Origin of the sequence: Klebsiella sp. CN_Kp073 (genome assembly GCF_040065495.2) — a bacterium.
In the GTDB taxonomy this organism is placed as follows: domain Bacteria; phylum Pseudomonadota; class Gammaproteobacteria; order Enterobacterales; family Enterobacteriaceae; genus Klebsiella; species Klebsiella aerogenes.
In genome coordinates this window covers 573,626-595,815 of record NZ_CM198051.1, presented here as the reverse complement: position 1 = coordinate 595,815, position 22,190 = coordinate 573,626, and the positions used below count along the sequence as shown (strand labels likewise).

Annotated in this window: 24 protein-coding genes; 18 read left to right on the top strand and 6 right to left on the bottom strand. The window is 55.6% G+C overall.

Features of this window, described 5'->3' with window-relative positions; genetic code table 11:
- Positions 1 to 189 precede the first annotated feature (189 nt).
- The 9 genes from kbaZ to ABLV66_RS02925 all read left to right on the top strand — a co-directional run bounded on the left by kbaZ (position 190) and on the right by ABLV66_RS02925 (position 9,509).
- The gene (gene kbaZ / locus ABLV66_RS02965; RefSeq protein WP_348876252.1) at positions 190 to 1,485 is read left to right on the top strand and encodes a tagatose-bisphosphate aldolase subunit KbaZ; all 1,296 of its coding nucleotides are present in this window, start codon (positions 190 to 192) and stop codon (positions 1,483 to 1,485) included.
- 19 nt (positions 1,486 to 1,504) lie between these two features.
- On the top strand, positions 1,505 to 1,978 hold the full coding sequence (gene agaV, locus ABLV66_RS02960) for a PTS N-acetylgalactosamine transporter subunit IIB (protein WP_015369555.1): 474 nt from the start codon (positions 1,505 to 1,507) through the stop codon (positions 1,976 to 1,978).
- Positions 1,979 to 1,988: 10 nt separating this feature from the next.
- A complete protein-coding gene (agaW, locus tag ABLV66_RS02955; protein ID WP_045394918.1) occupies positions 1,989 to 2,768 on the top strand; it encodes a PTS N-acetylgalactosamine transporter subunit IIC in 780 nt (259 codons plus the stop codon).
- The gene (agaE, locus tag ABLV66_RS02950; RefSeq protein ID WP_045394919.1) at positions 2,758 to 3,636 is read left to right on the top strand and encodes a PTS N-acetylgalactosamine transporter subunit IID; all 879 of its coding nucleotides are present in this window, start codon (positions 2,758 to 2,760) and stop codon (positions 3,634 to 3,636) included. The genes agaW and agaE overlap by 11 nt, the downstream gene beginning before the upstream one ends.
- A 16-nt stretch (positions 3,637 to 3,652) precedes the next feature.
- Positions 3,653 to 4,087 (top strand): PTS galactosamine/N-acetylgalactosamine transporter subunit IIA, encoded by a 435-nt coding sequence (gene agaF, locus ABLV66_RS02945; protein WP_045394920.1) that lies wholly within the window; start codon positions 3,653 to 3,655, stop codon positions 4,085 to 4,087.
- Positions 4,084 to 5,217 (top strand): N-acetylglucosamine-6-phosphate deacetylase, encoded by a 1,134-nt coding sequence (gene nagA / locus ABLV66_RS02940; protein ID WP_045394921.1) that lies wholly within the window; start codon positions 4,084 to 4,086, stop codon positions 5,215 to 5,217. Before agaF ends, nagA begins: the two co-directional genes overlap by 4 nt.
- A gap of 282 nt (positions 5,218 to 5,499) precedes the next feature.
- Positions 5,500 to 6,654, top strand: coding sequence for an SIS domain-containing protein (locus tag ABLV66_RS02935; protein WP_315711591.1), 1,155 nt, complete (start codon positions 5,500 to 5,502; stop codon positions 6,652 to 6,654).
- Between the two features lie 12 nt (positions 6,655 to 6,666).
- A complete protein-coding gene (gene kbaY, locus ABLV66_RS02930; protein ID WP_045394923.1) occupies positions 6,667 to 7,539 on the top strand; it encodes a tagatose-bisphosphate aldolase subunit KbaY in 873 nt (290 codons plus the stop codon).
- An 80-nt stretch (positions 7,540 to 7,619) separates the two neighbouring features.
- Positions 7,620 to 9,509, top strand: coding sequence for an alpha-galactosidase (locus tag ABLV66_RS02925; protein WP_047077794.1), 1,890 nt, complete (start codon positions 7,620 to 7,622; stop codon positions 9,507 to 9,509).
- A gap of 33 nt (positions 9,510 to 9,542) precedes the next feature.
- Here the strand turns inward: ABLV66_RS02925 and rsmI are convergent, their stop codons facing one another.
- The gene (gene rsmI, locus ABLV66_RS02920; RefSeq protein WP_045394926.1) at positions 9,543 to 10,403 is read right to left on the bottom strand and encodes a 16S rRNA (cytidine(1402)-2'-O)-methyltransferase; all 861 of its coding nucleotides are present in this window, start codon (positions 10,401 to 10,403) and stop codon (positions 9,543 to 9,545) included.
- Between the two features lie 63 nt (positions 10,404 to 10,466).
- Between rsmI and ABLV66_RS02915 the strand changes: the two genes are divergently transcribed.
- Genes ABLV66_RS02915 through dolP form a run of 4 tightly spaced genes read left to right on the top strand, consistent with a single transcriptional unit; the run spans position 10,467 to position 14,117 of the window.
- Positions 10,467 to 12,572, top strand: a complete 2,106-nt coding sequence (locus ABLV66_RS02915) for a penicillin-binding protein activator (protein ID WP_047077793.1) — start codon at positions 10,467 to 10,469, stop codon at positions 12,570 to 12,572.
- Positions 12,530 to 12,916, top strand: coding sequence for a YraN family protein (locus ABLV66_RS02910; protein WP_047077792.1), 387 nt, complete (start codon positions 12,530 to 12,532; stop codon positions 12,914 to 12,916). The genes ABLV66_RS02915 and ABLV66_RS02910 overlap by 43 nt, the downstream gene beginning before the upstream one ends.
- Before the next feature lie 25 nt (positions 12,917 to 12,941).
- The gene (diaA, locus tag ABLV66_RS02905) at positions 12,942 to 13,532 is read left to right on the top strand and encodes a DnaA initiator-associating protein DiaA (RefSeq protein WP_015369544.1); all 591 of its coding nucleotides are present in this window, start codon (positions 12,942 to 12,944) and stop codon (positions 13,530 to 13,532) included.
- Between the two features lie 9 nt (positions 13,533 to 13,541).
- Complete coding sequence (dolP, locus tag ABLV66_RS02900; protein WP_045394929.1) at positions 13,542 to 14,117, top strand: division/outer membrane stress-associated lipid-binding lipoprotein; 576 nt, start codon at positions 13,542 to 13,544, stop codon at positions 14,115 to 14,117.
- A gap of 190 nt (positions 14,118 to 14,307) precedes the next feature.
- On the opposite strand, the gene ABLV66_RS02895 is transcribed toward dolP, so the two are convergent.
- Positions 14,308 to 15,351, bottom strand: a complete 1,044-nt coding sequence (locus ABLV66_RS02895; RefSeq protein WP_045394930.1) for a permease — start codon at positions 15,349 to 15,351, stop codon at positions 14,308 to 14,310.
- Positions 15,352 to 15,423: 72 nt separating this feature from the next.
- Positions 15,424 to 16,071, bottom strand: a complete 648-nt coding sequence (locus tag ABLV66_RS02890) for an NAD(P)H-binding protein (RefSeq protein ID WP_045394931.1) — start codon at positions 16,069 to 16,071, stop codon at positions 15,424 to 15,426.
- A gap of 128 nt (positions 16,072 to 16,199) precedes the next feature.
- Between ABLV66_RS02890 and ABLV66_RS02885 the strand changes: the two genes are divergently transcribed.
- A complete protein-coding gene (locus ABLV66_RS02885; RefSeq protein ID WP_015703592.1) occupies positions 16,200 to 16,718 on the top strand; it encodes a type 1 glutamine amidotransferase domain-containing protein in 519 nt (172 codons plus the stop codon).
- On the opposite strand, the gene ABLV66_RS02880 is transcribed toward ABLV66_RS02885, so the two are convergent.
- Complete coding sequence (locus tag ABLV66_RS02880) at positions 16,698 to 17,141, bottom strand: YhbP family protein (protein WP_047044733.1); 444 nt, start codon at positions 17,139 to 17,141, stop codon at positions 16,698 to 16,700. The genes ABLV66_RS02885 and ABLV66_RS02880 overlap by 21 nt on opposite strands.
- Positions 17,142 to 17,190: 49 nt before the next feature.
- Here ABLV66_RS02880 and ABLV66_RS02875 point away from each other — a divergent pair, with 49 nt between their 5' ends.
- Positions 17,191 to 17,481, top strand: a complete 291-nt coding sequence (locus tag ABLV66_RS02875; protein WP_026612209.1) for a GIY-YIG nuclease family protein — start codon at positions 17,191 to 17,193, stop codon at positions 17,479 to 17,481.
- On the opposite strand, the gene ABLV66_RS02870 is transcribed toward ABLV66_RS02875, so the two are convergent.
- Together ABLV66_RS02870 and ubiT are read right to left on the bottom strand one after the other, a co-directional pair.
- A complete protein-coding gene (locus ABLV66_RS02870; protein WP_015703593.1) occupies positions 17,468 to 17,971 on the bottom strand; it encodes a GNAT family N-acetyltransferase in 504 nt (167 codons plus the stop codon). The two genes, ABLV66_RS02875 and ABLV66_RS02870, sit on opposite strands and share 14 nt — an antisense overlap.
- A complete protein-coding gene (gene ubiT, locus ABLV66_RS02865) occupies positions 17,965 to 18,489 on the bottom strand; it encodes a ubiquinone anaerobic biosynthesis accessory factor UbiT (protein WP_015369536.1) in 525 nt (174 codons plus the stop codon). The genes ABLV66_RS02870 and ubiT overlap by 7 nt, the downstream gene beginning before the upstream one ends.
- Before the next feature lie 221 nt (positions 18,490 to 18,710).
- Between ubiT and ubiU the strand changes: the two genes are divergently transcribed.
- From ubiU to ABLV66_RS02850, 3 genes are all read left to right on the top strand, one after another.
- Positions 18,711 to 19,706: a ubiquinone anaerobic biosynthesis protein UbiU gene (gene ubiU / locus ABLV66_RS02860; protein WP_045377933.1), complete on the top strand. Its 996-nt coding sequence runs from the start codon at positions 18,711 to 18,713 to the stop codon at positions 19,704 to 19,706.
- Between the two features lie 5 nt (positions 19,707 to 19,711).
- A complete protein-coding gene (locus tag ABLV66_RS02855) occupies positions 19,712 to 20,590 on the top strand; it encodes a U32 family peptidase (RefSeq protein WP_348876253.1) in 879 nt (292 codons plus the stop codon).
- Between the two features lie 552 nt (positions 20,591 to 21,142).
- Positions 21,143 to 22,150 carry a luciferase-like monooxygenase gene (locus tag ABLV66_RS02850; protein WP_045394935.1) on the top strand — a complete coding sequence of 336 codons (1,008 nt, stop codon included), beginning with the start codon at positions 21,143 to 21,145 and terminating at the stop codon, positions 22,148 to 22,150.
- Positions 22,151 to 22,190 lie beyond the last annotated feature (40 nt).

Here is a 22,190-nt window from a genome sequence, read left to right as displayed (position 1 = left end):
AGCAGAATGCAAGCGCTATCGGGTCAGGAAACAGAGGTTCTCACCGCGCTGAAAGCTTTCATTATGTTTCTTTTGTGAAACAGATCGGAAAACTATTATCTTTCGTTTTATTTTTAAAGCACGCTGAAGCACTATAAAGCGAAACAAAACGAAAGATTAAAATCGTCAACATCTGACCCGGAGAGGAAAGTGAAACATCTTACACAATTGGTGGTGCGACACAAACAGGGTGAGGCTAACGGGATCTACGCGGTGTGCTCCGCGCATCCGCTGGTGCTGCAATCCGCCATTCGGTTTGCTCAGGCAAACCACACGCCGCTGCTCGTTGAAGCGACTTCCAATCAGGTTGATCAGTTTGGCGGTTATACCGGTATGACCCCCGCCGATTTCTGCTGCTTTATCTATCATCTTGCCGATTCACTGGGTTTCCCCCGCGACGATCTCATCCTCGGCGGCGATCACCTGGGGCCAAACCGCTGGCAACATCTACCGGCAGCACAAGCCATGGCCCATGCCGACGACCTGATCAAAAGCTATGTCACCGCCGGATTTAAAAAAATCCACCTCGATTGCAGCATGTCCTGTAAAGACGATCCTATTCCCTTAACCGATGACATCGTTGCTGAACGCGCCGCAAGGTTGGCGAAAATAGCGGAAGAAAGCTGCATTGCCCGGGGAGGCGACTCCGATCTTGTCTACGTGATAGGCACTGAGGTTCCGGTTCCGGGCGGCGCGCATGAAACGTTAAACACATTGCAGGTCACGACCCCCAATGCCGCACGAGCGACTCTCGACGCACACAAAAGAGCCTTTGCCAGACAAGGGCTTGAAGATCTCTGGCCGCGAATTATTGCACTCGTAGTACAGCCTGGCGTTGAATTTGATCACACACAAGTTATTGATTATAAATCAAAAAACTCAAAACCTCTTAGCGCAATGGTAGAGGATTACGCCACGCTGCTCTTCGAGGCGCATTCCACGGATTATCAGACGCCGCATGCGCTACGCCAACTGGTGGTCGATCATTTTGCGATTTTGAAAGTCGGCCCGGCGTTGACTTTCGCGTTACGTGAAGCGCTGTTCGCTTTAGCAGCGATTGAAGAAGAAATCGTGCCGGCAAAAGCCTGTTCAGGGCTACGCCAGGTACTGGAAAACGTCATGCTCGATCGCCCGGAATACTGGCAAAGCCACTACCACGGCGATGGCCACGCGCAGCGGTTAGCACGCGGCTACAGCTATTCCGATCGCGTTCGCTACTACTGGCCGGACAGCCAGATAGACACCGCTTTAGCGCATCTGGTGCGCAATCTGGCCGATGAGGCCATTCCGCTTCCGCTCATTAGCCAGTATCTGCCTTTACAGTATGTAAAAGTTCGCGAGGGGGCGCTCAGCGCTACGCCGCATGAACTCATCATTAGCCACGTCCAGGACATATTGCAGCAATACCATGACGCCTGTCAGGGCATGACATCTCATAACGGATAACAACGAAGAGGAAACGGCGATGCCAAATATTGTTTTAAGTCGTATTGATGAACGCTTAATCCACGGCCAGGTTGGCGTGCAGTGGGTCGGGTTTGCAGGCGCGAATCTGGTTCTGGTTGCCAATGACGAGGTGGCTGAAGACCCTGTGCAACAGAATTTAATGGAAATGGTATTGGCAGAGGGAATTGCCGTGCGCTTCTGGTCGCTGCAGAAAGTCATCGACAACATTCATCGCGCCGCCGATCGGCAAAAAATATTGCTGGTATGTAAATCGCCCGCCGATTTTCTGACACTGGTTTCCGGCGGGGTGCCGGTATCGCGCATCAACGTCGGCAATATGCACTACGCCGACGGGAAACGACAAATTGCCAAAACCGTCTCTGTCGACGGCAATGATATTGCTGCCTTTAACGGTCTGAAATCCGCCGGCGTTGAGTGCTTCATTCAAGGAGTTCCGACAGAACCGGCAATGGATCTTTATAAACTGCTCTAAGGGGCTCGCCATGGAAATTTCGCTTTTTCAAGCCATTGCATTGGGTATCCTTGCCTTTATCGCCGGCCTGGATATGTTCAACGGATTAACCCATATGCATCGTCCGGTGGTGCTTGGCCCTCTGGTGGGTCTGATCCTCGGCGATCTTCATACCGGTATATTAACCGGCGGCACGCTGGAGCTGGTGTGGATGGGGCTGGCGCCGCTGGCCGGCGCGCAACCTCCAAACGTGATTATTGGGACCATCGTCGGTACCACCTTTGCCATTACCACCGGCGTTAAACCCGATGTCGCCGTCGGCGTTGCGGTTCCCTTCGCCGTCGCGGTTCAGATGGGGATAACATTCCTTTTCTCGGTAATGTCCGGTGTTATGTCGCGCTGCGATCGCATGGCGGCAAATGCCGATACCCGCGGCATTGAGCGCGTGAATTACCTGGCGTTGCTGGCGTTAGGCGCTTTTTATTTTCTCTGTGCCTTTCTGCCCATCTACTTTGGCGCAGAGCACGCCAAAACCGCGATCGATGTACTCCCTGAGCGCTTGATCGATGGTTTGGGCGTCGCGGGCGGCATCATGCCAGCAATCGGTTTTGCCGTACTGCTCAAAATCATGATGAAAAATGTCTACATCCCCTATTTCATCATCGGGTTCGTTGCTGCGGCCTGGCTCAAGCTCCCCGTGCTAGCCATTGCCGCCGCCGCGCTGGCTATGGCGCTTATCGACCTGCTACGTAAATCTCCCGAACCGACTCAATCTGCGGCGCCTAAAGAGGAATTCGAAGATGGCATCTAATCAACATACGCTGCCCAATGTGGCAGAAAGTGAAACAACGTTACTCACAGGCGTCAACGAAAACGTTTATGAAGATCAAAGCATTGGGGCCGACCTGACGCGAAAAGACATTAACCGGGTGGCCTGGCGCTCGATGCTTTTACAGGCATCATTTAACTATGAACGTATGCAAGCTTCCGGCTGGTTATATGGACTGCTGCCGGCATTGAAGAAAATCCACACCAATCCGCGCGATCTGGCGCGGGCGATGAAAGGACATATGGGGTTTTTTAACACTCATCCTTTCCTCGTGACCTTTGTCATCGGCATCATCCTGGCGATGGAGCGCTCGAAGCAGGATGTTAACAGCATCCAGAACACCAAAATCGCCGTTGGCGCGCCGCTCGGCGGTATCGGCGATGCCATGTTCTGGCTAACGTTACTGCCGATTTGCGGCGGCATTGGCGCCAGCCTGGCGCTTCAGGGTTCGATTCTCGGGGCCGTCGTTTTTATCGTCCTGTTTAATGTGGTCCATCTCGGCCTGCGTTTCGGCCTGGCGCATTACGCTTACCGGATGGGGGTAGCGGCGATCCCGCTCATCAAAGCCAATACCAAAAAAGTCGGTCATGCCGCTTCCATCGTCGGGATGACGGTGATTGGCGCGCTGGTAGCGACCTATGTTCGTCTAAGCACCACGCTTGAAATCACTGCCGGCGACGCCGTGGTTAAACTGCAAACCGATGTCATCGATAAGCTGATGCCCGCCTTTTTACCGCTGGTTTATACCCTGGCGATGTACTGGCTGGTACGCCGCGGCTGGAGCCCTCTCCGTCTTATCGGCATCACGGTCGCGCTGGGTATCGTAGGTAAATTCTGTCACTTCCTGTAACGCTAAGAGGTTTTCGATGTTAGGAATCATTTTGACCGGCCATGGCGGGTTTGCCAGCGGGATGGAAAAGGCAATGAAACAGATTCTGGGCGAACAGTCGCAATTCATTGCGATAGATTTCCCTGAATCATCCACCACCGCCCTGCTAACCGCACAGCTGGAACAGGCGGTCAATGAACTGGACGGTGAAGAAGACATTGTTTTTCTGACTGACTTACTCGGCGGCACGCCGTTTCGCATCGCCTCCACGCTGGCGATGCAAAAACGCGGCCGGGAAGTGATTACCGGCACTAACCTGCAGCTATTGTTGGAGATGGTGCTGGAACGCGAAGGATTAACCAGCGAAGCATTTCGTCTTCAGGCGCTGGAATGCGGTCACCGCGGGTTAACGTGTCTGGTCGACGAACTGGGACGCTGTCGGGAAGATCATGCTGTTGAGGAAGGCATATGAGCCGCATACTGCGCGCCAGGCGCTTACTCACAGAGCAAGGATGGCTTGATGACCATCAGCTACGGATTGAAAATGACGTTATCGTGGCGCTGGAGCCGATTCCCGCGGGTGTCCTCACTCGCGATGCCGAGCTGCTGTGTCCTGCTTATATCGATATTCATGTCCACGGCGGCGCAGGCGTAGATGTCATGGATGACGCGCCGGATACGTTAGATCTGCTGGCGAAACACAAAGCGCGTGAGGGGGTCGCCAGCTGGTTGCCGACCACCGTCACCGCGCCGTTAGCGGCAATCCATGCGGCGCTGGAACGTATTGCGCGGCGCGTTCACGCAGGCGGTCCAGGGGCGCAAATTCTTGGCAGCTATCTTGAAGGCCCTTACTTTACGCCGCCGCACAAAGGCGCCCATCCGGAACAGTGGTTCAGGGAACTGGATCTTGCCGAATTCGATCGGTTGATTGCGGTTTCTCGCGAGACGCTACGCGTCGTCGCCCTTGCCCCGGAAAAAGAGGGGGCGCTACAGGCAATCCGTCATCTTAAACGGCAAGGCGTGCGGGTCATGTTGGGCCATAGCGCGGCAACCTGGCAACAAACCTGTGCCGCCTTTGATGCCGGCGCGGATGGCCTGGTACATTGCTACAACGGTATGAGTGGATTGCATCATCGCGAACCAGGAATGGTCGGCGCAGGATTAACCGATAACCGCGCCTGGCTTGAACTCATTGCCGACGGCCATCACGTACATCCCGCGGCAATGCAGCTATGTTGCCGTTGCGCCGGAGATCGCATCATACTGATAACCGACGCGATGCAGGCGGCGGGTATGCCTGACGGCAATTACACCCTATGTGGCGAAACAGTAGAAATGCGTGATGGTATCGTCCGTACGCTAAATGGAAGTCTGGCGGGAAGTACCCTTTCACTCGATTCCGCCGTGCGTGCCGTCAGTTCATTACCCGGTATGACGGCTGAACAGGCTATTCATATGGCTTCTCTTCACCCGGCGCGGCTATTAGGGCTGGATCGACAATTAGGATCGTTACAACCGGGAAAAATGGCCGACATCATTGCAGTAGATAACGAACTGCGACTGGAAAATATCTGGATCCGCGGTGAAACGTTTTCGCTTTAAGCCCACTTCTCTCCTCAGGTCTGCAGCCTGCCTGCAGACCTTTCTTTTCCTTTCTTTTTGGATTCGCAATCGGTTCAAATAAAAACCATATTATTTCAATTTGTTATGTAAAAAATAATCCCAGAACGCGGCTATTTTCGTTTTATTGTCAATCATATTATTGAGCTTTCGATTTCTTTCATGTAAATTTTAATACATTAAAAGCAAGTCAAAGTGAAACGAAACGAAAGAACTGCATTAGCCCACACCGAAAGCGGAAATCATCACCATAAGGATTGCGTTATGTCAGAAAGATATACCCCCGCGCCATCAACCACTGGTACCTGGACCGAAGAAGAGATCCGCCAGCAACCAGGCAGTTGGATACAATCTTTAAAGAATATCGATTGTTTGCGATCGGAGATTGATGGTTTTCTCACGCCGTTGCTACGAAAAAACGATCTCCGTATCGTCCTGACCGGCGCCGGCACTTCTGCATTTATCGGCGAGATAATCGCGCCCTGGCTGTCCCGCCATAGTGGTAAAAACTTTAGCGCCGTTCCAACCACCGACCTTGTAACCAACCCGATGGATTATCTGGATCCCGCACATCCACTACTGCTGGTTTCGTTTGCCCGTTCAGGCAATAGCCCGGAGAGCGTGGCCGCAGTGGAACTAGCGAACCAGTTTGTTACAGAGTGTTATCACCTACCCATTACCTGCAACGAAGCAGGCAGCCTGTATCAAACCGCGCTGGATAGCGACAATGCTCTGCCGCTGTTGATGCCGCCAGAAACCCACGATCGCGGCTTTGCGATGACCAGTAGTATTACCACGATGATGGCCAGTTGCCTTGCAGTGTTCGCACCCAACCTCATTAATAGCCAGACATTCAGCGATGTCGCTGACTGCTGCCAGACGATTCTTAACTCGTTGAGCGATATTAACGCTGGGGTTTTCGGCAACGGAGCGTGGAAACGGATCGTTTACCTCGGTAGCGGCGGGTTGCAGGGCGCCGCGCGCGAATCCGCCCTGAAAGTGCTTGAGCTCACGGCAGGTAAGCTGGCCGCGTTTTATGACTCGCCTACCGGCTTCCGTCACGGGCCTAAGTCACTGGTGAATAACGAAACGCTGGTGGTGATGTTTGTCTCCAACCATCACTATACCCGCCAGTACGATCTGGATCTTCTCGCTGAGTTGCGTCGCGATCGCCAGGCTATGCGGATAGTAGCCATCGCCGCAGGTTCCGATCCTGTTATTGAAGCAGGCCCGCATATCATTCTCCCGCCATCACGACACTTCAACGATGTCGAACTGGCATTCAGCTTCCTGATGTACGCCCAGATTTTCGCGCTTAACCAATCTCTCGCCGTGGGCAACACCCCGGATACGCCTTCCGCCAGCGGTACCGTTAACCGCGTCGTACAAGGTGTCGTTATTCATCCCTGGCAGGCTTAAAAGGAGCGCGCCATGAGCATTATTTCCACCAAATATCTTCTGCAGGATGCCCAGAGTAAAGGTTATGCGGTTCCTGCATTTAACATTCATAACGCCGAGACGATCCAGGCGATCCTGGAAGCATGCAGTGAAATGCGATCGCCGGTGATCCTTGCCGGCACGCCGGGAACCTTTAAGCATATCGCGCTGGAGGAAATTTACGCGCTCTGCCACGCCTACTCCGCCACCTACGCGATGCCAATTGCGCTACATCTCGACCATCATGAGTCGCTGGCGGATATTCGTCGTAAGGTCAATGCCGGGGTCCGCAGCGCAATGATTGATGGCAGCCATTTTCCGTTTGATGAGAATGTGAAGCTGGTGAAATCAGTCGTCGATTTTTGCCACGCGCTGGATTGTAGCGTCGAGGCGGAATTGGGACGGCTTGGCGGAATGGAGGACGATCTTAACGTTGACGCGGAAAGCGCCTTTCTCACCGACCCGCAAGAGGCTAAACGCTTTGTCGAATTGACCGGTATCGACAGTCTCGCCGTGGCGATCGGTACCGCTCATGGGCTATATCAAAAAACGCCTAAGATTGATTTCCAACGGCTGGCGGAAATCAGGGAAGTGGTCGATATCCCTCTGGTGCTGCATGGCGCAAGCGATGTACCGGATGACTACGTCCGTCGTGCTATCACGTTGGGAATTTGCAAGGTCAATGTCGCCACAGAACTCAAAATCGCCTTCGCCGCCGCGGTGAAAAAATGGTTTGCTGACAATCCGCAAGGTAACGACCCACGTTATTACATGCGTGTCGGCATGGATGCGATGAAAGAAGTTGTAAAAAGTAAAATTAGCGTGTGCGGTTCCGCTAACCGACTATTACAGGCCGCAGAAGCTTGAACACCATACAATGACAAAACGTTAGCCCGAGAGGGCTAACGTTATTAACCTCTGATATAACGACAGCAAGGATCTTTCTAATGAAAAAAGTGCTCACTGTTTCGTTACTGGCCCTACTGGTTTCGCAAAGCGCGGCGGCCGCTGAATACACATTAAATAACGCATCGATGGCGCTTTCATTTAACGATGCGAACTCAGCAACAATGGTAAAAGATGAAAAATCGGCCCATCAACTTTCACCGCAAGAACTGTTTTTTCTCACGCTACCAGATGAAACCATCATCCACACCGCTGATTTTAAAGTAAAGAATGTCGAGAAAAATAGCGACTCTATTATTATCGATTATACCCGCCCCGATTTTAACGTCACGGTAAAGATGAACCTGATAAAGGGAAACTACGCGAGTATTGATTACACCATCGCGGCGGTAGGTCAATCGCGAGACGTGGCAAAAATAACTTTTTTCCCGACTAAAAAACAATCGCAAGCACCGTATGTCGATGGCGCAATCAATAGTTCACCGATTGTGGCTGATACCTTTTTTATATTGCCCGATAAACCTATCGTAAATACCTGGGCATATGAGGCGACCACGAATCTGAATGTAGAATTAAAAACAGCCATCGACCCCGCCGCACCACTCAGCTATACGACCTACTTCGGCACTTTTCCGGAAACCAATCAACTTCGTCGCAGCGTGAATATCTTTATTGATGCCGTGCGTCCACGCCCCTATAAACCCTATCTACACTATAACAGCTGGATGGATATTGGTTTCTTTACCACCTATAGCGAACAGGATGTGCTAAGCCGGATGGATGAATGGAATAAAGAGTTTATTTCCGGTCGCGGCGTCACATTAGATGCCTTTCTTCTGGATGACGGTTGGGACGATCGTACCGGCAGATGGCTCTTTGGCCCCGCCTTCAGCCAGGGATTCAGCAAAGTACGAGAAAAAGCGGCCAGCATGCATAGTTCTGTAGGGCTGTGGCTTTCCCCTTGGGGAGGTTATAACAAGCCCAGAGATATTCGCGTCTCCCACGCCAAAGAGTATGGCTTTGAAACGGTCGATGGCAAATTCGCGCTATCCGGACCGCACTATTTCAACAACTTCAATCAACAAATTATTAAGCTGATTAAAGACGAGCATATTACCTCTTTTAAGCTTGATGGTATGGGCAACGCAAATTCGCATATTGCGGGTAGTCAGTTTGCTTCCGATTTTGATGCATCTATCGCTTTATTGCATAACATGCGCAGCGCCAATCCTAATCAATTTATTAATTTAACCACCGGGACCAACGCCAGTCCTTCCTGGCTCTTTTATGCTGACGCTATCTGGCGCCAGGGAGACGATATCAATCTTTATGGCCCTGGAACGCCAGTACAGCAATGGATGACCTATCGGGATGCCGAGACTTATCGCTCAATTGTGCGTAAAGGACCGCTCTTCCCGCTTAACTCACTGATGTATCATGGTATTGTCAGTGCTGAAAATGCCTATTACGGGCTGGAAAAACCGCAAACCGATGGCGATTTCGCCGATCAGGTCTGGAGCTATTTCGCGACGGGTACGCAATTACAGGAGCTATACATCACACCATCGATGCTTAACAAAGCGAAGTGGGATACCCTGGCGCAGGCGGCAAAATGGTCGAGGGCAAATGCGGATGTGCTGGTGGATACCCATTGGGTCGGCGGCGATCCTACCGCGCTGGAAGTTTACGGCTGGGCTTCATGGAAGAAAGATAAGGCGATATTAGGCCTACGTAACCCATCAGATAAACCGCAACAGTATTTCCTGGATCTCGCAAAAGCGTTCGAGATACCGCAGGGAGAGACATCGCGGTTTACGTTAAAAAGCGTTTACGGTAGTAACACGACCTTCCCAGCTGATTACCAGCAAGCGGTTATTGTTACGCTACAACCCTTACAAACGCTGGTTTTCGAAGCGACGCCGGTAAAATAGTCAGCCGCGCCCGGTTAACCCCGGGCGCAGTGGTTATCCCTGCTGCTCCAGCGCGTATTTATACAGAGCGTTCTTCTTCACGCCGTGAATTTCCGCGGCCAGCGCGGCGGCTTTCTTCAACGGCAGTTCCGCCTGTAGCAGCGCCAGAGTCCGCAGCGCGGCTGCCGGCAGCGCCTCTTCCTGGGCCTTAAAACCTTCGACGATCAGCACCATCTCGCCTTTGCGGCGATTTTCGTCTTCCTTCACCCACGCCACCAGCTCGCCAATCGGCGCGCCGTGGATAGACTCCCAGGTTTTGGTCAGCTCGCGTGCCAACACTACGTAACGGGATTCGCCCAGAACCGCGCAGATATCCTCCAGGCTCTCCACCAGACGGTGCGTTGACTCATAAAAGATAATAGTGCGCGGCTCTTCTTCCAGCGCCTTCAGGGTATCGCGGCGGCCTTTCGATTTCGCCGGCAGGAAACCTTCATAGCAGAAACGATCGGACGGCAAACCGGCGGCGCTCAGAGCGGCAATCGCTGCACAAGGGCCCGGTAGCGGCACGACGCGAATATTGGCTTCACGGCAGGTACGCACCAGATGGTAGCCGGGATCGTTAATCAGCGGCGTGCCGGCATCGGACACCAGCGCGATGTTTTGCCCCTCTTTTAATTTCGCTAAAAGTGTTTCGGCCTTTTGCTGCTCGTTATGGTCGTGAAGGGCAAATAAACGGGCGTTAATCGCAAAATGCTGCAGCAGCAAACCGGTATGGCGGGTATCCTCCGCAGCAATTAAATCAACAGCTTGCAACACTTCCAGTGCGCGCTGCGTGATATCAGACAGATTCCCTATCGGAGTGGGCACAATGTACAGTTGCCCCTGAGAATTATCCGCTGATTCGTGTTGTTTCATTGTCTCGTCCGTATTGCCGATTTAATATTGAGCATTGAGCCAAAAAAATATCACTGGATACATATGGTACCGTCAACATTTCTTCGTTCTAAGCCCGCGCGCTGTCTGCCCGTATTGCTGGCTACTCTTCTTTTTGCTGGCTGCGGCACCCACACGCAGGATCAAAGCACGGCGTTTATGCAGGGTACGTCGCAGGCCAACTCCAGTTTCTACCTACAGCAGATGCAGCAAAGCACGAATGATAGCAAGACCAACTGGCAATTACTCGCCATTCGTGCACTGCTGCAGGAAGGTAAGAAGCAGCAGGCTATCGACCTGTACAACCAACTGCCGTCGAACCTGAACAGCACGCAGGCCCGCGAACAGTCGCTGCTGGCGGTGGAAGTCAAACTGGCGCAAGGCGATTACCAGGGCGCGAAGGCATTGCTGAGCAAACTCGATCCTCTCAGTTTTGAGAAAAATCAGCAGCCGCGCTACTGGCAGGCGCAAATTGACGCCAGCCAGGGACAGCCGTCTCTGGCATTGCTGCGTGCGCTGATTGCCCAGCAGCCCCTGCTAAACCAGACGAAGCAAAAACAACAAAACATCGACGCCACATGGAAAGCGCTAACGGCGATGACCCCACAGCAGGCCAACGCGCTGGTAATCAATGCCGACGAAAACGTGCTGCAGGGCTGGCTCGATCTGCAGCGGATGTGGTTCGACAACCGCAACGATCCGGCAATGCTGAAAGCGGGCGTCAAAGACTGGCAAATCCGTTATCCGCAGAACCCGGGGGCGCAGATGCTGCCCACTGCGCTGGTGAATATGCAAAACTATAAACCGGCCTCGACCAATAAAATCGCCCTGCTGCTGCCTCTGAACGGCCAGGCGGCGATTTTCGGCCGCACTATCCAGCAGGGTTTTGAAGCGGCGAAGAATGGCGCCCCAGCGGTCCAGGGCAGCGCAGTGCCGGCGCAGGTCGCCCAGGCGGCGAATGTTGCCGGCAATAACGATGTGGTGAGCCCTTCGCAGGCGGAAGTCGGCGATCTCACCGCCACCGGCAGCCAGGCCGCGCCGGTGCAGGCGACAGCGGAGACGCAGGCCGCGCCTGCCGCAAAACCAGCAGCCGCTCCGCTATCCGCCCCGGTTACCGCAACGCCGGCAGCACAACCGGTAGCACAACCGGTGAGCGCGCCAGCCGCGCAGCCGCAGCCCGCGGTGGCGACCACCGCCAATCCTGCCGCTGAACTGAAGATTTACGATACCACCAGCCAGCCGATGAGCCAGCTGCTGGCGCAGGTACAGCAGGACGGCGCCACCCTCGTGGTCGGCCCGCTGCTGAAAGAAAACGTCGAAGAGGTGATGAAAAGCAACACCTCGCTGAACGTGCTCGCCCTTAATCAGCCGGGCAAAGTCGAGAACCGTCCGAATCTGTGCTACTTCGCGCTCTCCCCGGAAGATGAAGCCCGCGACGCGGCGCGTCATATTCACGATCAGGGCAAGCAAACGCCGTTACTACTGGTGCCGCGCGGCGCGCTTGGCGACCGCGTGGTCAGCGCGTTCGCCGACGAGTGGCTGAAACTGGGCGGCGGTACGGTGCTGCAGCAACGTCTGGGATCGACAGCGGAGCTGAAATCCGGCGTCAACGGCGGCGGCATCTCGCTGACCGGCAGCCCGGTATCGACGCTGCCGTCATCTGTGGATAGCTCGCTCGGCAGCCCAGGCGACGTTCCGGTCAGCAGCGGCGGCAGCATCGATGCCGCCTATATCGTCGCTACCCCGGAACAAATTGGCTATATCAAGCCGCTGATCGCCATGCGCAACGGCAGCCAGAGCAACGTCACCCTGTACGCCAGCTCCCGCAGCGCCCAGGGCACCTCCGGCCCGGATTTCCGTCTGGAGATGGAAGGCCTGCAATATAGCGAAATCCCGATGCTGGCTGGCAGTAACCCGGCGCTGATGCAGCAGGCGCTCTCCGCCGTGCGTAACGACTACTCGCTGGCGCGTCTGTATGCGATGGGCGCCGACGCCTGGTCGCTGGCGAATCATTTCGCGCAAATGCGCCAGAGCCCAGGTTACGAGCTGAACGGCAATACGGGCGATCTGACGGCCACGCCGGACTGCGTGATCAACAGGAAGTTATCATGGCTCAAGTACCAGCAGGGACAAATCGTCGCAGCCAACTAAGCAAACAGACCGGCGACGCCTGGGAAAGCCAGGCGCGTCGGTGGTTAGAACGGCATGGACTGCGTTTTATCGCCGCCAACGCCCGCGAGCGCGGCGGCGAGATCGATCTTATTATGCGCGACGGCGCGGTTATCGTGTTCGTCGAAGTGCGCTACCGGCGCAGCGCCAGCTACGGCGATGCCGCCGCCAGCGTCACGCCGCAAAAGCAACAACGTCTTCTCAAGGCTGCTCGTCTGTGGCTCTCCCGGCAGAATGGGAGTTTTGATACTGTGGATTGCCGTTTCGATGTGGTAGCCTTCACCGGCAACGACATCCAATGGCTGAAAAACGCCTTTGGCGAATAGCGTATTATCAGATTTAAGGGATCCCGTGCTCGACAGAATTAAAGCCTGCTTTACCGAAAGCATTCAAACCCAAATCGCCGCCGCGGAAGCGCTCCCGGACGCCATCTCGCGCGCGGCTATGACGCTCGTTCAGTCGCTGCTTAACGGCAACAAAATCCTCTGTTGTGGTAATGGCACCTCCGCCGCCAACGCACAGCATTTTGCTGCCAGCATGATCAATCGTTTCGAAACAGAGCGCCCTGGTTTACCCGCCATTGCACTAAATACCGATAATGTGGTCTTAACCGCAATCGCCAACGATCGCCTGCATGATGAAATCTACGCTAAACAGGTGCGCGCGCTGGGTCACGCCGGCGACGTACTGTTGGCGATTTCTACGCGCGGCAATAGTCGGGATATCGTGAAAGCCGTGGAAGCGGCGGTCACCCGCGATATGACTATCGTGGCGTTAACCGGTTACGACGGCGGCGAGCTGGCTGGCCTGTTAGGTCAGCAGGACGTTGAAATCCGCATTCCTTCGCACCGCAGCGCGCGGATCCAGGAAATGCACATGCTTACCGTCAATTGTCTGTGCGATTTGATTGATAACACGCTTTTTCCACACCAGGACGAATAAGGAGAACACATGAAGGCTCTCTCGCCCCTCGCCATCCTGCTTTCTGCGCTACTGCTACAGGGCTGCGTCGCCGCAGCGGTAGTCGGTACGGCAGCCGTCGGCACCAAAGCGGCAACGGACCCGCGTACGGTGGGTACGCAGGTTGATGACAGCACCCTGGAGCTACGCGTTAACAGCGCCTTAGGGAAAGATGAACAGATTAAGAAAGAAGCGCGTATTAACGTCACCGCTTATCAGGGTAAGGTCCTGCTGACCGGTCAGTCGCCGACCGCCGATCTCTCCTCTCGCGCCAAACAAATCGCGATGGGAGTTGAAGGGACTACCGAAGTCTTCAATGAAGTGCGTCAAGGCCAGCCGATTGGCTTAGGTACCGCGTCGTCGGATACCTGGATCACCACCAAAGTTCGTTCCCAACTGCTGGGCAGCGATCAGGTGAAGTCTTCCAACGTGAAAGTGACGACCGAAAATAGCGAAGTGTTCCTGATGGGCCTGGTCACCGACCGTGAAGGCCGCGCGGCGGCAGATATCGCCAGCCGGGTAAGCGGCGTGAGCCGCGTCACCACCGCCTTTACCTATCTTAAATAAACGTTATCTAACCCGGCTGGCGCTTCGCTAAGCCGGGCTACCAAATAGCATTATGCTGTAGCCCCGCGCCACCGGGATTTTGAGGCCACCAACACCGGCAGTATAAATTAAAGGCAGGCCGCACGGACCGTAGGCCGGGTAAGGCGCAGCCGCCACCCGGCACAAAATCCGGCGCCCCGCGCCGGATAAATTACACCAGCGCCAGCGCGCCGACGATCGCCCCGCACAACGCCACCAGCCCGCCGGTTAGCCACAGCGCTTTAGCCGGAAACGCCTTACGCAACATAACCAGCGACGGTACGCTCACCGCAGGCAAGGTAATCAGCAGCGCCAGCGCCGGCGCGGTGCCCATTCCAGCCAGCATCATCGTCTGCACAATCGGGATTTCCGCCGCCGTCGGGATAACGAACAGACAACCGGCTATCGCCATTGCGATCACCCAGAACAGCGTGTTATCGACCGCGCCCTCGGCGTGCGGGAACAACCAGACCCGCGCCGCGCCCAGTACCAGCACCGCGAGGATGTAAACCGGGATCGTACTCCAGAACAGCGACCACAGCGCGCGCAGCCAGCGGTTGATAAAACTGCCCTCATCATTCTTCAGTTGGCTAACGTCTTCCGCCGCTACCGGCTGCGTCGCCGCCTCTTTTACCCATTTTTGCACCAGCGTCGCCACCACCAGCACCGTCGCCAGCCCGGCTACCAGCCGGATCAGAGCAAACTGCCAGCCAAGCACGAAACCCATAAAAACCAGCGTCGCCGGGTTCAGCAGCGGGTTGCCCATCCAGAACGCCAGCGCCCCGCCCATCGACACCTGCTGTTTACGCATTCCGGCGGCAACCGGCGCGGCGCAGCAGGTACACATCATCCCCGGTAGCGAAAAAATCGCTCCCAGCAGCGTGCCCTGAAAACGAGATTGCCCAAGCGTGCGCAGCAGCCAGTCGCGGGGGATCAGCACCTGAATAAGCGAACCGAGCAGCACGCCGAGCGCCGCCGCTTTCCAGACCGCGAGGAAGTAAACCATCGCGTAATCCCATGCCGCCTGCAGCGGGTTTACATCAGCCTGGGCGAGAATAGATTTACCGATACTGTGGGTTTCCGCGGCCGTAAAGGCTTTACCGTAATACGGCTGCCATTTGACGTACCACAGGCCAACGATAACGACGAGAAAGAACAGCGCGGGTTTCCACCATTGAAATGGTGATGCCGCCTGAGATGAAGACTGACCAGCCATAGCATTCCCCAGGGAGAAGAGATAATAAATAAGGAGGTGAATACTACGCCTGCCGTCCAAATTTGAAAATGATTAATCCGCCTGCCTGGCGGCGCGTTCCCGTAGCTGAGACGAGGTCAGGATCTGGACGCCTTCATGGCTCGGCGCCAGCGCCTCGGCCAGCAGAGCCGTCGCCACATCGCGGGCCTGAATGGCTTTCCAGTCTCCAGGCAGAAAACGAAATAGCGGTGCAAAGAGCGTTTCATTGGCGCGTTTATGCTCCCGATCGCCCAGCAACATCGAAGGACGGGCAATAGTCAGCCGCGGCCACTCCTGCGCAATCAGCGCCTCTTCCATTTCTCCTTTCACGCGGTTATAGAAGAAGGGCGAATGCGAATTGGCGCCCATCGCGCTGACCACCAGCATATGTTGCGCCCCGAGGCGCTTCCCGACCAGCGCCGTATCCACCACCAGCGTATAGTCAGCATGCACAAACGCTTCTTTACTCCCCGCTTCCCGTCGCGTGGTGCCCAGGCAGCAGAATACGATATCGACAGGATCAACCACCTGCGCCAGTGCATCGGTCAACTGCGGATCGTGTGGATTGAATATCCCCTCCGCCGGAGCAAGCGGACGGCGCGTTGGCGCAGCAATCGCGCTAATACGCGGCTCACTCTGTAGCAGCCGAAGTAAGTGCCCACCAACTAAGCCAGTCGCGCCGGTTAATAATACCTGACTCATCAAATCTCCTTTGCAGAATTGTCTGCCTTGCACTTTGCCCCACATGTTCCAGGCTTAATAGCTTACGAGGTAAGTATCCACCATCATCATGGAAATGCCTCATTCACTGCCAAAAGATCGGAGGAAGAATGAGTAAAAAGATTGCCGTACTAATCACCGACGACTTCGAAGATTCTGAATTCACCTCACCTGCCGAGGCTTTTAAACTTGCCGGGCATCAGGTCGTGACAATTGAGAAACAGGCAGGAAAAACGGTAAAAGGGAAGCAAGGCGAGGCTGAAGTGGCGATCGACAAAGCGATTGATGACGTGACGCCGGCGCAGTTTGACGCCCTGTTGCTGCCTGGCGGCTATTCACCGGACCAGTTGCGGGGTGATGAGCGCTTCGTCACTTTTACTCGCGACTTCGTGAATAGCGGTAAACCGGTCTTTGCCATTTGTCACGGCCCGCAGTTACTCATCAGCGCAGACGTCATTCGCGGGCGTAAGCTCACGGCGGTTAAACCCATCGTGGTCGACGTGAAAAACGCCGGCGGTGAGTTTTACGATCAGGAAGTGGTGCTTGATAACGATCAGTTAGTCACCAGCAGAACCCCGGACGATCTTCCGGCGTTCAATCGCGAGGCGCTACGCCTGCTCGGAGCTTGAGTCGCGCAGCCAATATAGCTTTTTGCCAAAACCCAGCGTGTTGTCGGTAAATTTAAGCTCGTCGGGACGGATCTCCCACACCGGCGCCGACAACATGCGGGCGACCGGAAAGCGTTTAACGTAGCGTTTTCGCATCTCAGCCTCTTCGTCACCGTGAAGGCGGCGGATCTCCCCCTTAAACTGCACGCCGCGGATTAAGGCAACGGTCTTTGGCTGGCCGTTGACCGTCCCGGCGACCTTCGCGCGTTCGCCGGTCATCTGGCCGTGACGGGTTTTTTCGTCGCTCAGCAGATAAAAAACGACGTTATCCGGATCGTAAACGTAAAACGCATTGGCGCACCACAGCTCGTCATCACGTGCGACGCACCAGGTGATGACGTGTTGTTTACCCAGCCAGCGGCTAATCGCGGCAAGCGTATCCATCTTTATTCTCCATTATGCTATGGTGCACACACCCTAACAGACTGACGTTATTACCGTGTGCTGGTTTCTCTATCTTATTCGAACCGCTGATAACCGCCTGTATACCGGCATTACCACCGATGTTCCGCGCCGCTTTCTTCAGCATCAGGAAGGCAAAGGAGCGAAAGCGCTGCGCGGCAAAGGCGAACTGGCGCTGGCGTTTAGTCAGAAAGTTGGTGACCACTCACTCGCTCTGCGGCTGGAGTATCGCATCAAGCAGCTAACGAAGCGCCAGAAAGAGCGCCTCGTTGCCGGGGATGGTTCGTTCGAGACCCTGCTGGAGGGGCTCAGAAGCGATTGAAATGATCGCTGTACTCGACCAGACCGTGTACGCCCTGCAGCGCGTCATCCGCCAGACGGTGCACCTGGAAGGCTTCCGCGGTGTCCGGCCAGCGGCAGCGTAAATCGAACGCGGCGGCGGGTTCAAAGCCTAAACGGCCATACAGCGCCGGTTCGCCCAGCGTAACCACCGCGGCGTAGCCAAATTCATTTAATGAATCCAGCCCTTCGTAGACCAGCTGTCGGCCAATACCCTGGCCGCGATAGCTTTCATCTACCGCCAATGGCGCCAGACCTACCCACTGCAGCTCTTCGCCTTCGACGGTGACCGGGCTAAAGGCAACGTAGCCCACCACCTGGCCTTCATCGTCAGTGGCGACTAAGCCCAGCGTGATCAAACCATCTTCACGCAGATCGTGCACCAGCTTCGCTTCCGCGTCGCTGCCGAACGTACGGCGCAGCAGCGCGTCGATACCCGGCGCATCAATCCCAATTTCCACTCGAATCAGCATGCCTCACCTACCGATGTCTGTTCAGGTTTCTGCGGGCTCTTCAGGCCTGCTTCGACAAAATCCGCCATCTGCAGCAGCATGACCCGCAGTGCTTTCGGCATCTGCTCCAGCTCGATGGCATCCATCAGGTTCTTCACGTATAGACCCAGCTCAGTATCACCTTCAATCACCAGACGACGCTGGAAGAATAGCGTATCCGGATCCTGTTTACGCGCGGCAATCATCAGCAGATCGCTGGCATCGGCGCTAAAGCTGACGTCGGCGTCAGCCTGCTGGCTGACCACCAGGCGACCGTCGACTACCGAGGTATACCACAGCAGGCCAATATCGCGCACATTAATACTTAACCAGCGACCTTCGAGAAACTCCAGTTCTCCATCCGCCAGCGCCTGGCGAAATTGCCAGCTCAATACTTGTTCCAGCACCTGGCGCTTGAGGGCAAAAGGCGCCAGCTTAACCGGCACGCTCATTAAAGACGGGCCAAAACGGACCAGCCGGGAACGCAGTTCATCCAACACAAGCTTCACTCCATGCATGCAATAGTTTCGCTATTGTGCCATATCAAATAAACGACATAGCGGCGTAAATCAACAAAATCGCGATGATGGTCGCCAGCTATTGAGCCCACCAATACGCTTTTAACTGCCTCAAATCAAAAATTGTCACCAGAAGGTTAACTAAAATCCCAGCTCGTTAACCATTTTGCGTCCCTGACCGGCCGCGTTTTTCAGGAAAAATTATGGAGCTGCTCTGCCCCGCCGGTAACCTCCCGGCACTTAAGGCGGCCATCGAAAACGGCGCTGATGCCGTGTATATCGGGCTGAAAGATGACACCAATGCCCGCCACTTTGCCGGCCTTAATTTCACCGAAAAGAAATTGCAGGAAGCCGTCAGCTTTGTGCACCAGCATCGCCGTAAGCTACATATCGCGATTAACACCTTCGCCCATCCCGACGGTTATGCCCGCTGGCAGCGTGCTGTGGATATGGCCGCGCAATTGGGCGCCGACGCGCTTATCCTCGCCGATATCGCCATGCTGGAGTACGCCGCGGAACGCTATCCGCACATTGAACGTCACGTTTCAGTGCAGGCGTCCGCCACTAACGAAGAGGCGGTGCGTTTTTATCACCGCAACTTTGACGTTGCCCGCGTCGTACTGCCGCGGGTGTTATCCATTCACCAGGTGAAACAGTTAGCCCGCGCCACGCCGGTACCGCTGGAAGTCTTCGCCTTCGGTAGCTTATGCATCATGGCGGAAGGCCGCTGCTATCTCTCGTCGTATCTCACCGGCGAATCGCCAAATACCGTCGGCGCCTGTTCGCCCGCGCGCTTCGTCCGCTGGCAGCAAACGCCGCAGGGGCTGGAGTCACGCCTTAACGAAGTGCTGATCGATCGCTATCAGGATGGCGAGAATGCCGGTTATCCGACGCTGTGCAAAGGCCGCTACCTGGTCGACGGCGAGCGCTACCACGCGCTGGAAGAACCCACCAGCCTCAATACCCTGGAGCTGTTGCCAGAACTGATGGCCGCCAATATCGCCTCGGTAAAAATCGAAGGCCGTCAGCGCAGCCCGGCATACGTCACCCAGGTAGCGAAAGTCTGGCGTCAGGCGATCGACCGCTGTAAAGCCGATCCGCAGAATTTCGTGCCGCAATCCGCATGGATGGAAACCCTTGGTTCGATGTCCGAAGGAACGCAAACCACCCTTGGCGCCTATCACCGTAAATGGCAGTGAGAAACATGAAATATTCATTAGGGCCGGTGCTGTACTACTGGCCAAAAGAGACGCTGGAAGATTTTTACCAGCAGGCGGCAAACAGTAGCGCTGACACCATTTATCTGGGCGAGGCGGTGTGCAGCAAGCGCCGCGCCACTAAAGTCGGCGATTGGATCGAAATGGCGAAAGCGCTGGCCGGTAGCGGCAAGCAGGTGGTGCTCTCCACCCTCGCGCTGGTGCAGGCCTCCTCCGAACTGGGCGAGCTGAAGCGCTATGTCGAGAACGGCGAATTCCTGATTGAAGCCAGTGACCTCGGCGTGGTCAACCTCTGCGCCGAACGCAAGCTGCCCTTCGTCGCCGGTCATGCGCTGAACTGCTACAACGCCGTCACTTTGCGCCTCCTGCTGAAGCAGGGCATGACGCGCTGGTGCATGCCAGTGGAGCTTTCCCGCGACTGGCTGGCTAATTTGCTGACCCAGTGCGAAGAACTGGGCATTCGCAACCAGTTTGAAGTCGAAGTGCTGAGCTACGGCCATCTGCCGCTGGCTTATTCCGCGCGCTGCTTTACCGCCCGCTCGGAAGACCGGCCAAAAGACGAATGCGAAACCTGCTGCATCAAGTACCCAACCGGGCGCAGCATGCTGTCGCAGGAGAACCAGCAGGTGTTTGTGCTTAACGGCATTCAGACGATGAGCGGCTACGTCTATAACCTTGGCAACGAGTTAACCTCGATGCACGGTCTGGTGGATATGGTGCGCCTGTCGCCGATGGGCAGCGAGACCTTCGCCATGCTCGACGCCTTCCGCGCCAACGAAAATGGCGCTGCGCCGCTGGATCTCACCGCCAACAGCGATTGCAACGGCTACTGGAAACGGCTGGCCGGGCTGGAGCTGCAGGTCTGATACATCTGCCGGATGGCGGCATAAATGCCTTATCCGGCCTACAATCCGCGTGGCCGGTCGTTAATTTATCCACTTTTCCGGCTGAAACTACCGGTGTTGGTGGCCTCAAAATCGCTGAGACGTTCCCGGAAGGCCGGGGCAGCCCGCATGGATGCGGGCTGAGGGCCGTGATTTGCAAGGACGCTGCCTCGGCCCGACCCGAAGCCTGTAGGGATAAGTCGAAGGAACCACGGAGTGGCGATTTTGGCGGCCAGAGCCCGGGGGTACAGGGGGCGGCGGCGACTGGCCGCCCCCTGTGCGCTCCCTGCGTCATGAGAGATATAACGCTGGAGAAAGAGCCGGAGCGCAATATGCTCTAAAGTAACATGAGATACTTTTCCATAGCGGAGAAAGTGGCAAATCCATAACCGTATCTACTGTAGGCCCGATACACGTAGCCCCATCAAAAGCATCTTCTTTCCGCTTCTCGCTTTATAAAGCTCACTTTGTTAACACCATTCACTATTCTTTAATGCAGTATTAAATGATTAGCAGCTAGAAAAGTGAGCCTTTATGACTGATAAAACCATTCCGTTCTCGGTGCTCGATCTGGCGCCGATCCCGCAGGGATCTTCGGCTAAAGAAGCCTTTTCCCACTCTCTCGCTCTCGCCCGGCTGGCGGAATCCCGCGGCTACCACCGTTACTGGCTGGCTGAGCACCATAATATGGTGGGCATTGCCAGCGCGGCGACTTCGGTGTTGATTGGCTATCTTGCCGCCAATACCACCACCCTGCATCTGGGCTCCGGAGGCGTGATGTTGCCAAACCATTCGCCGCTGGTGATCGCCGAACAGTTCGGCACCCTGAATACGCTGTATCCCGGACGTATCGATCTCGGCCTTGGCCGCGCGCCGGGCAGCGATCAGCCGACCATGCGCGCGCTGCGTCGCCATATGAGCGGCGATGTCGATAATTTCCCGCGCGATGTGGCGGAGCTGGTGGACTGGTTTGACGCCCGCGATGCTCATCCGCAGGTGCGCCCGGTTCCCGGCTATGGCGAACGAATTCCGGTGTGGCTACTGGGCTCAAGCCTGTACAGCGCGCAGCTGGCGGCGCAGCTTGGTCTGCCGTTTGCTTTCGCCTCTCACTTCGCGCCGGACATGTTATTCCAGGCGCTGCATCTGTATCGCAGCAATTTCAAACCTTCGGCGCGGCTCGAAAAACCGTACGCGATGGTATGCATCAATATTATCGCCGCCGATAGCAATCGCGACGCGGAGTTCCTCTTTACTTCGATGCAGCAGGCCTTCGTTAAGCTGCGCCGCGGCGAAACCGGGCAGTTGCCGCCGCCGGTGGAAAATATGCATCAGCTGTGGTCAGCGTCCGAGCAGTATGGTGTGCAGCAGGCATTAAGCATGTCGCTGGTTGGCGATAAAACCAAAGTTCGCCACGGGTTAGCGTCGATTCTTCGCGAAACGGAAGCGGACGAAATCATGGTTAACGGCCAGATCTTCGACCACCAGGCGCGCCTGCATTCCTTTGATTTAGCGATGCAGGTGAAAGAGGAGTTGTTAGGTTAGTGACGCGGTAAGCCCGGTGCGCGTCACGCCACCGGGCGAT

Excerpts from the sequence above, each read along its gene's own strand:
- agaV (WP_015369555.1), top strand. The coding sequence starts at position 1,505 with ATGCCAAATATTGTTTTAAGTCGTATTGATGAACGCTTAATCCACGGC.
- agaW (WP_045394918.1), top strand. The coding sequence starts at position 1,989 with ATGGAAATTTCGCTTTTTCAAGCCATTGCATTGGGTATCCTTGCCTTT.
- agaE (WP_045394919.1), top strand. The coding sequence starts at position 2,758 with ATGGCATCTAATCAACATACGCTGCCCAATGTGGCAGAAAGTGAAACA.
- agaF (WP_045394920.1), top strand. The coding sequence starts at position 3,653 with ATGTTAGGAATCATTTTGACCGGCCATGGCGGGTTTGCCAGCGGGATG.
- nagA (WP_045394921.1), top strand. The coding sequence starts at position 4,084 with ATGAGCCGCATACTGCGCGCCAGGCGCTTACTCACAGAGCAAGGATGG.
- ABLV66_RS02935 (WP_315711591.1), top strand. The coding sequence starts at position 5,500 with ATGTCAGAAAGATATACCCCCGCGCCATCAACCACTGGTACCTGGACC.
- kbaY (WP_045394923.1), top strand. The coding sequence starts at position 6,667 with ATGAGCATTATTTCCACCAAATATCTTCTGCAGGATGCCCAGAGTAAA.
- ABLV66_RS02925 (WP_047077794.1), top strand. The coding sequence starts at position 7,620 with ATGAAAAAAGTGCTCACTGTTTCGTTACTGGCCCTACTGGTTTCGCAA.
- rsmI (WP_045394926.1), bottom strand. The coding sequence starts at position 10,403 with ATGAAACAACACGAATCAGCGGATAATTCTCAGGGGCAACTGTACATT.
- ABLV66_RS02915 (WP_047077793.1), top strand. The coding sequence starts at position 10,467 with ATGGTACCGTCAACATTTCTTCGTTCTAAGCCCGCGCGCTGTCTGCCC.
- ABLV66_RS02910 (WP_047077792.1), top strand. The coding sequence starts at position 12,530 with ATGGCTCAAGTACCAGCAGGGACAAATCGTCGCAGCCAACTAAGCAAA.
- dolP (WP_045394929.1), top strand. The coding sequence starts at position 13,542 with ATGAAGGCTCTCTCGCCCCTCGCCATCCTGCTTTCTGCGCTACTGCTA.
- ABLV66_RS02895 (WP_045394930.1), bottom strand. The coding sequence starts at position 15,351 with ATGGCTGGTCAGTCTTCATCTCAGGCGGCATCACCATTTCAATGGTGG.
- ABLV66_RS02890 (WP_045394931.1), bottom strand. The coding sequence starts at position 16,071 with ATGAGTCAGGTATTATTAACCGGCGCGACTGGCTTAGTTGGTGGGCAC.
- ABLV66_RS02885 (WP_015703592.1), top strand. The coding sequence starts at position 16,200 with ATGAGTAAAAAGATTGCCGTACTAATCACCGACGACTTCGAAGATTCT.
- ABLV66_RS02880 (WP_047044733.1), bottom strand. The coding sequence starts at position 17,141 with ATGGATACGCTTGCCGCGATTAGCCGCTGGCTGGGTAAACAACACGTC.
- ABLV66_RS02870 (WP_015703593.1), bottom strand. The coding sequence starts at position 17,971 with ATGCTGATTCGAGTGGAAATTGGGATTGATGCGCCGGGTATCGACGCG.
- ubiU (WP_045377933.1), top strand. The coding sequence starts at position 18,711 with ATGGAGCTGCTCTGCCCCGCCGGTAACCTCCCGGCACTTAAGGCGGCC.
- ABLV66_RS02855 (WP_348876253.1), top strand. The coding sequence starts at position 19,712 with ATGAAATATTCATTAGGGCCGGTGCTGTACTACTGGCCAAAAGAGACG.
- ABLV66_RS02850 (WP_045394935.1), top strand. The coding sequence starts at position 21,143 with ATGACTGATAAAACCATTCCGTTCTCGGTGCTCGATCTGGCGCCGATC.